Source organism: Aquiflexum lacus (assembly GCF_015476655.1).
Lineage (GTDB): Bacteria > Bacteroidota > Bacteroidia > Cytophagales > Cyclobacteriaceae > Aquiflexum > Aquiflexum lacus.
Genome location: NZ_JABFHF010000015.1, coordinates 94,438 through 109,355 on the forward strand (window position 1 = coordinate 94,438; position 14,918 = coordinate 109,355).

The 14,918-nt window shown below is 39.9% G+C and carries 14 protein-coding genes; 8 read left to right on the plus strand and 6 right to left on the minus strand.

The features are described from left to right. Nucleotides 1–32 precede the first annotated feature (32 nt). The 6 genes from HMJ38_RS14520 to HMJ38_RS14545 all read right to left on the minus strand — a co-directional run bounded on the left by HMJ38_RS14520 (nucleotide 33) and on the right by HMJ38_RS14545 (nucleotide 5,923). Nucleotides 33–1,226, minus strand: a complete 1,194-nt coding sequence (locus HMJ38_RS14520) for a hypothetical protein (RefSeq protein WP_194975133.1) — start codon at nucleotides 1,224–1,226, stop codon at nucleotides 33–35. 11 nt (nucleotides 1,227–1,237) lie between these two features. Next, nucleotides 1,238–2,062 (minus strand): type 1 glutamine amidotransferase, encoded by an 825-nt coding sequence (locus HMJ38_RS14525; protein WP_194975134.1) that lies wholly within the window; start codon nucleotides 2,060–2,062, stop codon nucleotides 1,238–1,240. Between the two features lie 164 nt (nucleotides 2,063–2,226). Continuing rightward, nucleotides 2,227–3,336 (minus strand): carboxylate-amine ligase, encoded by a 1,110-nt coding sequence (locus HMJ38_RS14530; protein ID WP_194975135.1) that lies wholly within the window; start codon nucleotides 3,334–3,336, stop codon nucleotides 2,227–2,229. Nucleotides 3,337–3,339: 3 nt separating this feature from the next. Continuing rightward, a complete protein-coding gene (locus HMJ38_RS14535; RefSeq protein ID WP_194975136.1) occupies nucleotides 3,340–4,296 on the minus strand; it encodes an ATP-grasp domain-containing protein in 957 nt (318 codons plus the stop codon). 19 nt (nucleotides 4,297–4,315) lie between these two features. Then, nucleotides 4,316–5,029: an alpha/beta fold hydrolase gene (locus tag HMJ38_RS14540; protein WP_194975137.1), complete on the minus strand. Its 714-nt coding sequence runs from the start codon at nucleotides 5,027–5,029 to the stop codon at nucleotides 4,316–4,318. 384 nt (nucleotides 5,030–5,413) lie between these two features. Next, complete coding sequence (locus HMJ38_RS14545; protein ID WP_194975138.1) at nucleotides 5,414–5,923, minus strand: gamma carbonic anhydrase family protein; 510 nt, start codon at nucleotides 5,921–5,923, stop codon at nucleotides 5,414–5,416. 143 nt (nucleotides 5,924–6,066) lie between these two features. On the opposite strand from HMJ38_RS14545, the gene HMJ38_RS14550 reads away from it, so the two are divergent. From HMJ38_RS14550 to HMJ38_RS14585, 8 genes are all read left to right on the plus strand, one after another. Beyond that, nucleotides 6,067–6,786: a YceI family protein gene (locus tag HMJ38_RS14550; protein ID WP_194975139.1), complete on the plus strand. Its 720-nt coding sequence runs from the start codon at nucleotides 6,067–6,069 to the stop codon at nucleotides 6,784–6,786. Between the two features lie 78 nt (nucleotides 6,787–6,864). Beyond that, nucleotides 6,865–8,115 carry an anthranilate synthase component I family protein gene (locus HMJ38_RS14555; protein WP_228780067.1) on the plus strand — a complete coding sequence of 417 codons (1,251 nt, stop codon included), beginning with the start codon at nucleotides 6,865–6,867 and terminating at the stop codon, nucleotides 8,113–8,115. Between the two features lie 15 nt (nucleotides 8,116–8,130). Continuing rightward, the gene (gene dinB, locus HMJ38_RS14560) at nucleotides 8,131–9,216 is read left to right on the plus strand and encodes a DNA polymerase IV (RefSeq protein ID WP_194975140.1); all 1,086 of its coding nucleotides are present in this window, start codon (nucleotides 8,131–8,133) and stop codon (nucleotides 9,214–9,216) included. Nucleotides 9,217–9,632: 416 nt separating this feature from the next. Beyond that, nucleotides 9,633–10,523, plus strand: coding sequence for a macrolide 2'-phosphotransferase (locus tag HMJ38_RS14565; RefSeq protein WP_194975141.1), 891 nt, complete (start codon nucleotides 9,633–9,635; stop codon nucleotides 10,521–10,523). 2 nt (nucleotides 10,524–10,525) lie between these two features. Beyond that, on the plus strand, nucleotides 10,526–11,350 hold the full coding sequence (gene ygiD, locus HMJ38_RS14570) for a 4,5-DOPA-extradiol-dioxygenase (RefSeq protein WP_194975142.1): 825 nt from the start codon (nucleotides 10,526–10,528) through the stop codon (nucleotides 11,348–11,350). A gap of 204 nt (nucleotides 11,351–11,554) precedes the next feature. Next, a complete protein-coding gene (locus tag HMJ38_RS14575; protein ID WP_228780068.1) occupies nucleotides 11,555–12,631 on the plus strand; it encodes an amidohydrolase family protein in 1,077 nt (358 codons plus the stop codon). A gap of 26 nt (nucleotides 12,632–12,657) precedes the next feature. Beyond that, nucleotides 12,658–13,686 carry a dienelactone hydrolase family protein gene (locus HMJ38_RS14580; protein WP_194975143.1) on the plus strand — a complete coding sequence of 343 codons (1,029 nt, stop codon included), beginning with the start codon at nucleotides 12,658–12,660 and terminating at the stop codon, nucleotides 13,684–13,686. A gap of 173 nt (nucleotides 13,687–13,859) precedes the next feature. Then, nucleotides 13,860–14,906: an acyloxyacyl hydrolase gene (locus HMJ38_RS14585; RefSeq protein WP_194975144.1), complete on the plus strand. Its 1,047-nt coding sequence runs from the start codon at nucleotides 13,860–13,862 to the stop codon at nucleotides 14,904–14,906. Nucleotides 14,907–14,918 lie beyond the last annotated feature (12 nt).

Here is a 14,918-nt window from a genome sequence, read left to right on the forward strand (position 1 = left end):
AATGAGTGGGTAATTTATGAGACAGAATAGGATCACTCTTTTTCCATCAACCCAATAGTCCCTCCGACCCAGTTACGGTCCTTATTGAACTTGACACCGATCATTTCGCCGCGGCTTAACCTGACAAGGTTGCCTATGATGGTCGGATTTTCGTCCTTTTCTGGCCAAACTACCAACATCCTGACTTCCACTTTAACTTCTCCTTCTATTGCTTTTAGTACGGGTAGGTAATGGACTTTTTTCTGAAGTATAAAGAGGTCCTTTTCAGTGACTGCTTCTACATCTGATTTTTTGACATGATAAATAACTCCGCTTCCTGAAAATGAAAACAGTGGTTTCAATACATAATTTTCCAAATCTTCTGGGATTTCTTTCAGGTCACTCAAAAGGGTGGTTTCAATGAAATAGGGTCCCTCCAAATAGGGAAGTATAAATTTGCTTATCCTGTAAAACCAATTGGGATGACCTGCCCATTCCACATCAAGTTCTTCCAAAAAGGAAAATTCCATTTTCAGGTCTTTTCGGGCATCCAATTCATCAAATATCACCCTATTGTAAATTCTTTTGATTTGGATTTCTTGACCTTCATCGTTTTTGTAAAAAAGCTGCTTCCCCTTTTTGATGACTTCCGTTACACAGACAAAGGGTATTCCCAAATCCTTTTTACAATAATAAAAATCAACCTTTGTATTTTGTTTCTCAGGTTCTATTTCCAGCAAAACCACGTTTTCCGGTTGATGTCCATTCAATACTGTCTCTTTAAATTTGTTCAGATAGCCGGTCTCATCCAAGCCTCCAAAGTAAGGAGTCAATTCAGATAAGTATGGATAGGCGTTTTTTATCTTTTCAAACAAATTGTACTGGAAATTGAATACTGAGGGAAATCCTTGGACTTCAATCAGTTTGGGGATTATTTTTCCGTTTTCCTCGCAGATTCCAAAATCAATGGCCAGAAATTGTGTATGGGAATCCTGATTGGGGACATTGAAATTGATGTTCAGGGATCTTTGAGTGAGTTGGTTGAAATCCTCCCTTTTGATAAAATCAACAATCTGTTGGGAACCTTCCAGCAATTGTTCTTTGAGTTCATTGGGAATAAAAAATGGTGATTCAGCTACACGGAAAGTTGGCAGACCTCCAAAATCTGATGCCAGGTCAATCAGAAAGGATTGGTATTTTTCATCAGAAAAATTTCCATTGAAGAGGTTTCTGTAATTCTGAATCATATCATGAATGATTAATGTAAGATGGTTTCCTGTTCTTTGATTTTTTGTATGGATCGTTCCAGAAAATTAGGAATAAGGGTGGCATTGGTTTTATAAATTGTGTGTTCTTCCACAACATGCTCCAGCATGGCTAAGTATCTTGTTTTACCCCTCAAATCGATGATTTGATCCCTTACTTCAGCTTTTTTGAGATGTTGTAAAAAACCCACGGGGTCAGCTTCGGGATGAAATTGTGTCCCGACCATCTCAGAGGTAAAACGGATTCCCATGAGAGCCCTTTCATACTCTACATAATTTCGGATTTTTTCCAAGGCAATTATTTTTGCTCCCATCTCCCGGAATTTCTTTTGGTTCGGCTGCACTACCTGATAATCACGTGAATCAATGGCCCAAAAAGGATTGTCCAGATTTTCAAATAATGGATCTACCATTCCAGCCTCGGTTTTATGAATGTTCATTACACCAAAAGAGGTTGATTTTCTTTTAGTCACCTTTGCCAATCCAAAATGCTGAACGGCCATCTGATAGGAATGACAAATAAACAGTATATATTTTTTACGATCATTGGTCAGGTTCCAGTTGTATATGCCGTCAATGACACCATAATAACTTTTATCCCAAATACCATCTCCCTCAACAGGATTTCCCGGACCACCTGAGGAGATATAGAGATTGAATTCTTCTAAATTCGGAACCTCGTTTTTTTGTCTGACATCAAATACTTCGATGGAAAGTTCATCTCTGAATCTTCCCACAATATCATGGATACAACGCATACCCTGATTGGTAATGCCATTATACATATCCAAAATTGCCACCTTTATTTTCTCCTGCATGATTTAATTGATTAAGCCGACGCAATTTAAAGTTTCCAAACGAAAATGTTCAATGAACAATAAAGAAAGTGCAATTTTTGTTTTTCGAAACAGTATGGTTTACAGGCAGAGATCAAAGAGAAGAGATTCTTTTTTTAGAAACCTAATCAATAATTGGTTCTTGATCAAAGACCTTTAGAGAATTCGCCTGTAATGAAATCAACTACTTTAACGAGATCATGATCTGATTCTTCAAAGACTTTAAGTTGCCGGTCTGCCCCTGTACCATCTGCCAGAATCTTGTGAATATAATTTATTTCCTCCCTGCTGCCCAATTCATCAACCACATCATCAATAAATTCCAATAACTCGAGCATCAAGGCTTTGTATTCCACTTCTTTCTTTTGCCCAAAATCAATCATCAGGCCTTCAGTGCCATACCTTGCTGCTCTAAACTTATTTTCTCTAATGAGTGCAATCCGGTAAATGTTGAAGCTGGTATTCATCATGCACATTTTATATAATTTTGCGACCACAGCCTGAATGAGAGCGGTGATACAAATGGTTTCATCCACCGTAAGGCACATGTCGCAAATCCTAAATTCAATGGTACTGAAAAAGGGATGCATTCTAAGATCCCACCAGATTTTTTTAGGATTGTCGATACAGTTGGTTTTGACCAATGTTTCCAGAAAATTATCATATGCCTGAACAGAATCAAAGTACTCAGGTAATCCTGTTCTAGGGAATTTGGCAAAAATATGGGCTCGATAGGCTTTAAATCCTGTCTCCCTTCCTTCCCAGAATGGGGAATTGGTGGAAAGCGCATAAATATGAGGCAGGAAATAACAGGCCTGATTCATGATGTGCAGGGCGGTTTCACGGTTCTCGATTCCCACATGTACATGTAATCCGAAAATCAAATTTGACCTTGCCGTGTCCTGTAGTTCTTTGACGATCATATCATACCTGGGATCATCGGTAATGGGCTGATCCTGCCATTTGGAGAATGGATGCGTACCGGAAGCTCCGACAATCAGATTTTGTTCTGCTGCAAGGTCTACAATTTTCTTTCTTAGAAATGAAACTTCCTTTCTGGCATCAGAGATGTTCTGGCAGATATTGGTACCCACTTCGACTACAGATTGGTGCATCTCTGCCTTGACCTGTTCTTTTAAAATGATTTTGGCACCATCCACAATTTTGGACATATGGGACCGGAGCTCTCTGGTATTGGGGTCAATGATCTGGTATTCCTCTTCAACCCCCAAAGTAAAAACGGGTAACTTTTTCATAGCTTAAAATCTTTTTGCTGAGTTGACTGCATCCTTCATGAATGTTCCCCAAGTGAGGTTGACCTGACCCGGTTTTTGGGCTTTGGCATAAGCTATGGCCATTTTGGCCGATTCTTCTACCACCCAATCAAAATTGGCCTGACCCACTGAATTGACATCAGCATCAGGTGCAGGATTTCCAAAATCTATGGCATAAGGCACACCATCTCTCACCGCAAATTCTACAGTATTGAAATCATAACCCAAACCATGGCAGAGCTTCAAGGTATAATCCTTGACGAGGGCAAGTAGTTTTTTGGAAGCAGGAGGTCCGTCAATGACATAACGGAGATGATGGGGATTCCTGGGTTCATACTGCATGATGCGCACGGCTTTTCCACCTAAACAATACACCCTAAAGTAATCCGTAAATTTGATCTCTTCCTGAAGCAGCATGACCAACTGCCCTGTTTCCTTGTGCTTGGCATAAAACTCCTCTTTATTTTCCAGCCGATAGACATTCTTCCATCCGCCGCCTGCATAAGGTTTCATGTAAGCAGGAAATCCGATGTAATCGAATATTGCCTGCCAGTCCAGAGGCATTTTAAGGTTTCTGAATGATTTTCCTGTGGTATCTGTAGGATGTTCTGCAGATGGTAAAATCACTGTATTGGGTAGTGGGACACCCAACTGATCTGCTAGACAGTTATTGAAAAACTTGTCATCAGCACTCCACCAAAAAGGATTGTTGATAACAGCGGTACCGGTTAAAGCCGCGTTTTTTAGATATGCCCTATAGAAGGGTACATCCTGAGAAATTCTATCAATAATGACAGCATAATCCGTCAAACGGTTCTGTACAACTTTGTCTATCAACACCGGTTCGGCGATGATGCCTTTCTCTTTTTTTTCATTGACCCTTTCGACAAATGCATGGGGAAAAGTGTCTTCCATGCCAAATAGAATTCCTATCTTTTTCATAAACGGTTGGTATTATAAATTATGTAAATTTAATTCTTGATAAATAATGGGGAAACATTTCTTTCCAAAGAGGCCAATCATGATGACGGTCTTTTCTCACATCAAGCCAATGACGGGTCCTTTTCCCTTCCAATGTGTCACTCAATTTGATGTTGGCATCAAAACAGATGTCCCAATTGGAGGTGCCCAAAACAATATCCATTTTCCAAAGCTCTCCATCATGAAGACCGGGCAAAAACTCGAGTGGAGAATTATAGAATATATCCTGATGATTATAGCCATCCATAAAATTGCGGATTTCAAAGGCGCCCGATAAGGAATACATGTGACTGACATACCCGGGATGCCTAAAAGCAAAATTAGCAGCATGGAAACCACCAAAACTGCATCCGGCTACCACAACTTTTCCAACTCCAGTATTTAACCGAACTTTTTCAACAATTTCATGTAATATCATTTTGTCATAAGCGACATGGTTTTGTATCCTTTGATGTGCATGAACGTGTTTATTGTAAAAGCTATTTTTATCATTGCTTTCTGGACAATACACCTGTACCAATCCTTGTTCTATAAACCAACTTGCTGAACCGATAAGACCCATATCCCTGTTTTCATGAAAGGAGCCCATTGAGGTAGGAAATAAAATAACCGGATAACCTGCGTGTCCAAAAACCAACATCTCCACATCCCGGTGAAGATGAGGAGAGTACCATTTGAAATATTCTTCTTTCATAAAATCAATTTTCTAATCTGAATAAAAATAGTTGGCTTTTATTGATTCGCAAAAAAAAATCAACAAAGAATTTTATTTATTCCATAATAATCTGGCTTGATTCATTTCGATAGTAGCTAAAATTAAATATCCAAAATTTTCCTTTATATATATAAAATTCCGTTGCTTGTTCAATAGGTACTTGAAGTATCTCCTTTTTGCAGAAATTGAAGTCTTTTCAAAATATACTTTTTGGGAATTAAATTGTTGAGTAAATAAAAACCACTTTCAATGTTATTTCAAAAATTTAAATTTCTTCCTGATCACACAGATTTTTTCAGATAGAAAAAACAGATATCTGCTCAAATATGAGCCATCTGTGAGAGAAGTTATTGTATTATCGTTTCAACCATACCATTTAGCATACATAGGATAGTTTTTGGCAGTTCTTTCAATAACTTCCAGCATTTCTGGTCCAGTATCCTTGATTTTTTTTGCTGGCATGCCGGCATAAATACTGTTAGCCTCAACAATTGTCCCTGCCAATACGATGGCGCCTGCTGCGATCACCGCACCGGAATGTATGACTGCATTGTCCATCACAATGGCCCCCATACCTATCAATACATTGTCATGAATAGTGCAGCCATGAACAACAGCATTGTGGGCTATGGATACTTTATTGCCAATATAAGTTCCTGATTTTTGGTAAGTTCCATGGATTACTGCTCCATCCTGAATATTGCTATTATCTCCAATACGTATCTGATGGACGTCACCCCTTACCACTGCATTGAACCAAACTGTGCAGTTTTTGCCCATGACAACATCACCGATTACGGTAGCATTATCTGCCAGCCAACAATTTTCTCCAAATTCAGGGGAAAAACCCCTTACATTCTTAATTAAAGCCATTAATTTCCAATTGGTTATAGTGTGTCAATGAAAGGTCTCAATTCAAAAGTATTTTTTTTTAGATTAAAATGAACTTTTTTAAGCTTAAATAGTTTTGATGTATATACACACAATTTGTGAAACTAAACAAACAACACAACATTATGAATTTAATTAAAAATACAGGTTTATTATTTGCTGCGGCATTGGTCATGGCTTCTTGCAATAAACCAGGAGACACAGTAGAAACGGGTGAGGCTCAAGATGTAGCTGAGGCATCGGGTTCGACCTTGTCGATTGATCAATCTACGAGCAAAATTGATTGGAGAGGTTACAAGCCAACAGGGCAGCATTATGGTTTCATTCCATTAACTGACGGCGAAATTACCATTGATGGTGATGAGTTGAAAGGTGCAAGATTTGTTTTTGATATTACAGGTTTGAAAATCCAGGATATGGAGGAGTCAAATGAAAATTATCCTAAACTCTGGGGCCACTTGCAATCAGATGACTTTTTTGACACAGCCAATCATCCTGAAGCAGTATTTGAATTGACAAGCGTTGAGACTTATTCAGCAGGTACGATTGAAGATAAAGAAGAATTTGAAACTGAAAATACGCCAAAAAGCGATTCAGAAGTAGCTCCAGAAAATCCTACTCATTGGGTTTCAGGTAACCTGACCATGAGAGGTACGACCAAAAATATCAAATTCCCAGCACATGTATCAATAGCAGATGGAACTGTAGCTGCCAAAGCTGGTTTCAATATTGATAGAACTGACTGGGGCTTGTCATATAATGACGAGAGTGGTGCCGTTGACAAGGCAAAAGATCAGTTTATTTACAACACTGTTAGTATTGGATTTGACATCAAAGCCAACTAATCAAAGATTAATGTTTGTTTCTAAAGGGGAAGTCGAAAGATTTCCCTTTTTTTTGTGTCTAAAAGTTAATTTTGGGATATGTCTATCATGAAGGAGTTTCATTTGTCATCGAAAAATCAATTTGTCCAGCAATTACTTTATTGGGCGGATTTGCATTATCCCTATGTTAGTATTTTTGACCATAATGATATAAAGTACCCCTATGGTGGTTTTCAAAGGATTTTATTGGCAGCTCAACAGGCTTTTGACCTAGAAGTTGCAAACCAATGGTTAGGTGAAAAAGAAATGGCTGCCATACTATCTTATGATTACAAAAACAAAGTTGAAAAACTCCAAAGCAATAATCGATCGCCATTGGATTGTCCTGAATCAATTTTCTTTATTCCTGAGGTGAAAATAGAAATACTTGTTGATCAGGTTAAAATTCATCATCCCGATGCCCAGCGAATTTTTGATGAAATAATTTCTTTTAATCAAAACCCTATCAAAAACCCTTCATTGGAAATCTCAGCACTTACCAGCCGAAATACCTATTTGGAAAATGTAAAGGCCATACAAAATAACATTGTCGAAGGGGACATGTACGAATTGAATTATTGTATGGGTTTTGAATTTGGAGGAAATGGATGGAATCCCGTTCAGGGATTTTTTGATCTGAGGAAAAAATCTCCCATGCCCTTTTCAGCATTTTTCAAAGCTGAATCCAACTATCTAATTTGTGCCTCACCGGAGCGTTTTCTCAAAAAAACAGGAGATAAGCTGATTGCACAACCCATAAAGGGGACAATTAAACGGGGTAAAAATGAATTGGAAGACAGCCTGCTCAAAGAAAAACTATTGAACTCCGAAAAGGAACGGGCAGAAAATCTCATGATTGTAGACCTGATGCGCAACGATCTCAGTAGGATTTCACAAACAGGTTCAGTAAAAGTTGAAGAACTTTTCGGAGTATACCCTTTTACCAGGGTACATCAGATGATATCAACGGTGGTTTCTACCATTTCTGAAAAGAAAAGCCTGATGGAAGTCATCCATGCCACTTTCCCAATGGGAAGTATGACAGGAGCCCCAAAAATCAAATGTATGGAGTTGATCGATCAATACGAGGATTTTAAAAGGGGTTGGTTTTCCGGTACCTTGGGATATTTTGACGCAGATGGGGATTTTGATTTATGTGTGATTATCAGGAGCATTGTTTTCGATAAAGATTCAGGGAAAGGCTATTTTGCAGTGGGTTCGGCCATCACCTATGATGCCGATGCCGCCTATGAATACGAAGAGTGTTTGTTAAAAGCCTCTGCCATTGTTGAGGTATTGCAAGGGAATTGAAGGAAAGAAAATGTAATGGAGGAAAAAACCAGGAAAATCATTCATGTGGATATGGACGCATTTTATGCTTCCGTAGAGCAAATGGATAATCCTGAACTCCGTGGCAAACCCTTGGCAGTGGGAGGGAATCAGGAAAGGGGAGTGGTGGCAGCCGCTTCCTATGAGGCGAGAAAGTTTGGAGTGCGATCTGCGATGTCGGGTAAAATGGCAGCACTGAAGTGTCCCCAATTGATTTTTGTCAGGCCAAGATTTGACCGGTACAAAGAAATATCCAATCAGATCAGGGAGATTTTTCACGACTATACAGAATTGGTGGAACCCCTTTCCCTCGATGAGGCATTTTTGGATGTGACCGAAAATAAGGTCAATAATCCCTCAGCCACCTTGATTGCCATGGAAATCAGGAAGCGAATCAAAGACGAAGTCGGGCTGAGTGCCTCGGCTGGCATTTCTTATAATAAGTTTCTGGCGAAGACTGCCTCCGATATCAACAAGCCCAACGGGCAAGCGGTCATCTTGCCCAAAGATGCGGAGGCATTTTTGGAGAAATTGCCCATAGAAAAGTTTTTTGGTATTGGTAAAGTGACTGCCGAAAAAATGAAGGAATTGGGCATTCATAATGGTTTTGACCTTAAACAGTATTCCTTACAATTTCTGACCAAACGATTTGGGAAGTCCGGCCTGCACTTTTTCAATATTGTCCGAGGCATTCATCTCAGTGAAGTGCAACCCAACAGACTGAGAAAATCCCTCAGCGCAGAGAACACTTTTGAGACCGATCTGGGCAAAGAAGAACAATGGATTTATGCCTTGGAAGACATTTTTGAGGAACTGAAACGGCGTATCAGCCGCAGTGGTGTGAAGGGAAGGACAGTCACCCTCAAGATCAAATACCATGATTTCACGGTCCAAACCCGAAGCAAAACCTTCGAGCAATATCCCGAGGAACAAAAAATCTGGGAAACGGTAATGGAGCTGTTAGCCCAAGAAGAACTGAAATCCCCCGTCCGCCTTTTCGGTATTGGTATTTCTAACCTCAATGTGGAGGAGGAGCGGATACATTTTGGGAAGCAGCTATGGATTGATTTTGGGGAAGGGTAAAGGTAGACCTGCCTGCCGGCTAGGCAGGTTTTAGAGGGTAGAAGGTAGATTGGGTTAGTGCTTGGAGGTGAGGGATATGGCTGGAATCTTACAGAATTGCTGGGTTTACCAGTAGAAGTACTTATCCAACCTTATGAACTAGATGGAAAACAGGAGATGGTGAAGTGATTTGAGCTCTGGTAATTGCCTTAAATTTGTGATAGTGGGTTTTGGCTACTTTTTGTATTATCCCATTAATCATTTTCCATTTTGATTTTCCTCCTATTCCATTTTGTTTAATTTGTAAAAAAAAAATAGACCACCTGATTTTTAATTAAATTAATCATCGGAATAACCATCGGAACCAATTTGTGATATATGAATTTAAATAACTTAAAATTAATGGCTTAATTCCCTAAAAACCCTTCGGAATTCGCATGACCCCACAAGATATTCTAAAACTCGCCGAACGAAATGGTCTCCAATTGAAAGATGAAATGACTTTCAATGAAATGGGGATTGACTTTAAGGTTTGTTTTGTGACTACTATGGATGGGAAGCCTTGGGTGCTTAGAATTCCGAGAAGAAAGGATTTGGGTGATCAAATAGAAAAAGAAGGAAAAATACTGTCTCTTGCTAAACAACACCTTTCTGTAGCTGTACCTGACTGGCAAATAGCCAATCAGGAGTTGATTTCTTATCCTTTGTTGGAAGACAAACCCGTCCTAACCTATGATGCACACACCTATGAGGTGACCTGGAATATGGATCAAAAAAGTGCCCGATTTGTACCTTCTTTGGCAAAAGTACTGGTAGAATTACATCATATTCCGGTACAAAAAGCCAAATCCCTTGGGATCAAATCTCTTACCCCTGAAATGGTAAGACAAGAGATTTTGGATCGGGTAGACTTGGTAAAAAAGGATGTGGGTATAGGGCCTGAATTAGAAAGGCGCTGGAGAAAGTGGCTTGACAATGACAGGCTATGGCCTGAATTCACCACATTTATTCATGGTGATTTATATGCTGGTCATATTTTATCCGCGACCGAAGGAGACATCACAGGAATCATTGATTGGTCGGAGGGTCAGGTGGGAGATCCTTCCATGGATTTTTCTGGGCATGTGGCAGTATTCGGTGAAGAAAGCCTCAAAGAATTGATCACTGAGTATGAAAAACTCGGAGGAAGAGTCTGGAACCATCTATTTGAACAGGCCATAGAGAGAAGTGCCGCATCTCCTTTGCACTATGCATTTTTTGCTATTAAAACCCAAAGTGAAGAACATCTTCAGGCTGCTAAGGCTCAACTTGGAACATCACATCAATAGCAATGAAACTGAAAGATTTAAACAAACTGACAGCCCCAATGAGCTACACAGCAAAAATGCCTGTCTTGTTTTTGGGCCATGGCAGTCCAATGAATGCCATTGAGGAAAACGAATTTGTCACCGGCTTTAGTAATATAGCCAAAGAAATCCCAAAGCCAAATGCGATATTGTGTGTTTCCGCCCATTGGGAAACAAAGGGTACTTTTGTGACGGCCATGGAAAATCCTAAAACCATTCACGACTTTGGGGGATTTCCACAGGAGTTGTTTGCAGTGCAATATCCTGCACCGGGAAGCCCTGGCTTAGCCGAAGAAACAAAATCTCTGATCACAAAAACAGAAGTAGGTTTGGATGATAAATGGGGGCTTGACCACGGTGCTTGGAGTGTCATCAAGCATTTATATCCAAATGCAGATATTCCGGTTATTCAAATGAGCTTGGATTACAGCCAAACACCGCGATATCATTATGAATTGGCGCAACAAATCAAATCCTTACGGGAAAAAGGAGTATTGATAATCGGAAGCGGCAATATGGTGCACAACCTCCGCATGGTGGCATGGCAAAAGCTCAATGAAAACTTTGGCTTTGACTGGGCAATTGAAGCCAGTGAAAAAATGAAAAAATATATTCTTAGTGGAGACCACCAAGAACTTATCAACTATCGGTCGCACGGAAAGGTATTTGATTTAGCCATCCCGACACCGGAACATTATTTGCCTTTACTTTATTCACTGGCATTGAAAGATGAAAATGACCAGGTGTGTTTGTTCAACGACAAAGCATTGGCGGGTTCACTGACCATGACCTCTGTAAAAATCGGATGACAGTGAAATGACCTTTCCAACAACCTTTGAAAAAGGATTTTTTTAATCTGACAGATACATTATTGATTATTTCTTTTATATATTCATACATGCTAGACTTGATGTAAATTGGCATCCTGTCTTATTTGATCCCTTTTACTATTAATTCACAATGGCTATTTGTAACCACCGAATTACAGGTAATCCATTATCCAGAAAAAAATCATGAAAATATATGTCTTGTTTTGTATGCTACTTTTGATGCTAAGTGCCTGCAGCCAAAATGAACAATGGTATTCGCTTGAAGACTTTTCGAAGGTCAACAAAATCGATGCACATGTACATCTTGATACAGACAGGTCAGCCTTTGTTGAAAAGGCAACGGCAGATAATTTTCGTCTTATCAATGTGAGTCTGGAGGTTGATGACGGTTGGAATGATGTTCATAGGAAATATGGGGATGGGTTACATCAGTATCAGTCTTTTCCCAAAACGGTGGATATGATCACTTCTTTTGCAGTTTCTGACTGGGATGATGAAAATTGGGAAGAAAAGGTGATTTCCTGGTTGGACAGTTGCTTTAATCAGGGGGCTTTGGGAGTAAAGGTTTGGAAAAATATAGGAATGGTTTCCAGAGACACTTCAGGCAATTTAATCTCGATTGATGATGATAGGTTTGATCCTGTTTTCCGGTTCATTAAGGAGCGTGGAAAAACCTTGATGGGTCATCTTGGTGAACCCAAAAACTGCTGGTTGCCATTGGATTCCATGACAACGGAAAATGACCGCAACTATTTCAATAACCATCCCCAATACCACATGTACCTTCAACCGGAGATGCCTTCTCATGAGGATTTGATGGACGCCCGGGATCGAATGTTGGGAAAGCATCCTGAGTTAAGGTTTGTAGGGGCTCATTTGGGAAGTCTGGAATATAGCGTTGACGTGTTGGCAGAACGCCTTGATCGTTTCCCAAACATGGCCGTTGATTTGGCCGCACGAATGGGGCAATTGTTTTATCAAACGGCCAATGATCGGGAAAAAGTCCGGAATTTTTTCATTCAATACCAGGACAGGATTTTGTATGGTACTGACTTGGGCGATAATGGGGCGGGTTCTCAGGAAAATCTGTACAGGAACATAGATGAAAATTGGAGACGGGATTGGGAGTTTTTCGTGACGGATCATGCTATGCAAAGCAATCTGATCACACAACCATTTATGGGTTTACAATTGCCCAAAGAAGTGGTGGATAAGGTATATTATCAAAATGCAGTGAAATGGTTTGGAATGGGGGATTAGAGATTATAAACTAAAAGCAATTTTAAATGAGACGTTTTAAGTATTATTTCTTCGCTTTATTCCTGTTGCAATTCCTTAGTTTCATTGGCATACCTGAAGCCAGTTCCCAGAACAAACCATTACCTATGACTGAAGATATGTATGAAATCAAAGATAAAAAGCGCTTAAGAAAAGAACTGTATGAGCTCCTGGGGAAGCTTCCGGATCGGGAAAGGCATATTTCCGTAGAATTGGTATCCACTGAAGAAAAGGATGGGGTCGTCATTGAAAAATTATTGCTGGACATCAATGGATTGGAGAAGGTGCCTGCCTTCTTTACCAAACCAAAGGATGACAAAGGGAAGTTGCCGGTGGTCCTTTTTAACCACTCTCATTTCGGTCAATATGAGGTGGGAAAGAATGAATTTGTAAATGGCAGAAAAGAAATGCAGGCGCCACCGTATGCTTTTGCTTTGGCCCGGGAAGGGTATGCAGGTTTTTGTTTGGATTCCTGGGGATTTGGCGAGAGATCGGGAAAGTCCGAATTGGATTTGTTCAAAGAAATGTTGTGGAAGGGACAGGTTCTTTTTGGGATGATGGTATATGACAATTTGCGGGCATTGGATTATTTGGATTCCAGAGAAGATATTGATACGGAACGGATAGCCACTATGGGCATGTCAATGGGAAGTACCATGGCTTGGTGGCTTGCTGCATTGGATGAGCGTATTCAAGTGGTGGTGGATCTGAATTGTTTAACGGACTTCCATACCCTTTTGGAAAAAAATGACCTTAGTCTTCATGGTATTTATTATTACGTTCCTGATTTATTGAACCACTTTTCTACTTCAAAAATCAATGGATTGATTTCACCCCGCCCGCATTTTGGTCTAGCGGGAAAATTTGATCCGCTTACCCCGTTGGAAGGTTTGTCAATCATCGATGAAAACCTGAAGAAAATTTATACTAAAGACGGAGCACCTGAGGCATGGAAATTAAAAATTTATGATGTGGCCCATGAGGAAACAGCTGAGATGCGGGCGGATATATTAAAATTTCTAAGGGATTGGTTGTAGAGATGTTTTTCCTCCTAGTTGAACCTTATTTCTGTTATCAAAGCGTAACCTTCATCCGTCTCTGTCCGAATAATTGCAAAAATCCCTTCGTATTCGGGAGGATTTGTTGCAGTTGCTGATTTGCACATCATGTTGTGGGAAAACTTTTTATTCCCCAATTTGGGAACTCAGATATGAAAAAGCACCTTTTCTACATTTTCTTTTTGTCGACAGTCTTTGCCGCGACGGGGCAGCAGGTCAGACGGTTGGGGTTGGAAGGGAGTTATGGTTTCATCATACCTCATTCCTCAGAACTCCGCCCCATTTCGGAAAGTAATCCCTTTGGTCTATCGGTACATTATCAGCTATTGAAACAGGATAAAAAAAATTGGAATGCCTGCAATTGTTTTCATTTTCTAGGCATTCAGGCTTCCTATCACAACTTTGAAAATCCGGATGTATTAGGTTCGGCTTACCATCTTTCAGGAACTTTTGAGCCTATATTATGGAAAAAAGGCCCATTGTTTCTTAGTTTGTCTACGGGTATGGGATTCAGCTACATGGATCAGGTATATGATCCCGTGCAGAATCCGAATAATCTCTTCTTTTCCGCTCCATTAAGTTTCCTGCTCTTTGTTAGTCCAAAATTCGAATATAGGATTGGGGAAGATTGGGGCATAAATTTTTCCTTGGCCTATAACCATATCTCCAATGGTGGCCAAAGTCAACCCAATAAAGGAATCAATTACCCTATGGTTGGGATCGGGATCAACCGGTATTTTGAGTCAGGGCCTTTCCCAATCTATGAAAAGTCCATCTTAGCCAATAAACTCCAATGGTATTTGGAAACAGCCTACACCAACAGAGAGTCAAATTGGTCTGAGGGGAGAAAACCGGTTTTTTCAGTATTGGGGGGCTTTTATAAAAATATTTCCGCCATTAATGCATTAGGAGCAGGTATAGAATTTACTAAAGATTACGCTTTGAAAGTCGACAATAGCAGGATAGAGGCATTGATGCCGGCACCATTTATCGCCCATCATTTTTTGTTCGGAAGGTTTGATTTTAACCAAAGGATGGCCGTTTATCTACAAAAACCTGCCGGCTACCACGATTTTATTTTTTACCAAAGATATAGCCTGATGTATCAGGTTCTTCAGGGTTTTTCAATGGGTTTTTCACTTAAAGTTCATGGCCATGTGGCCGAGAATATTGACTTCAGGATATCCTATAAATTTTAATTCCTAGGTTCC